This window comes from Gilvimarinus gilvus (assembly GCF_030518155.1).
Lineage (GTDB): Bacteria > Pseudomonadota > Gammaproteobacteria > Pseudomonadales > Cellvibrionaceae > Gilvimarinus > Gilvimarinus gilvus.
Genome location: NZ_JAULRU010000791.1, coordinates 1 through 435, shown reverse-complemented (window position 1 = coordinate 435; position 435 = coordinate 1). Strand labels below are relative to the sequence as shown.

1 protein-coding gene and 1 pseudogene are annotated in these 435 nt (G+C 44.8%); both read right to left on the bottom strand.

Annotated elements, in window-relative coordinates; genetic code table 11:
* Nucleotides 1-225 (bottom strand): annotated as a pseudogene (locus QWI17_RS20120) (hypothetical protein); the annotation flags it as partial.
* Nucleotides 226-269: 44 nt separating this feature from the next.
* The gene (locus tag QWI17_RS23725) at nt 270-419 is read right to left on the bottom strand and encodes a hypothetical protein (RefSeq protein WP_368045379.1); all 150 of its coding nucleotides are present in this window, start codon (nt 417-419) and stop codon (nt 270-272) included.
* Nucleotides 420-435: the final 16 nt, after the last annotated feature.

Below are 435 nucleotides of genomic sequence, written 5' to 3'. Positions count from 1 at the left end.
AAAACTGGATGAGGCGCTTGTGTCCTGAAATAGGATGCTTGGGTCATCTTCTTTGATTAGAACGCTGTCAAATCCAAAGTCCTCACCATCGACGCAAGCGCTGCCGACACAAGTGCTGCCTTTTACAATTTGATCATCTAGCACTACTTGATCGGCGTTGGCTGCGAACCCGAACGCACTCAAAAGTGTAACCATCAGAGCTTTTTTAAGGGATTTACCAGTCATTAGCATCGTCTCAAGTATTTATGAATTAGTGGTAGATGAGTTGTTTACCAAAGCAGTGTCCAACCGAGCTGTGCAGAGCTCTCATCAAAGCTGGAAGTGGCTGATAGGCCTGCATTGAATAGTGAGCCATTGTCTAAATAACGATAATATCCCACTGCAATCGCCTGAACACTTTTGAAATCCCCCAAACCAATGGCGAGCTGATTTTCA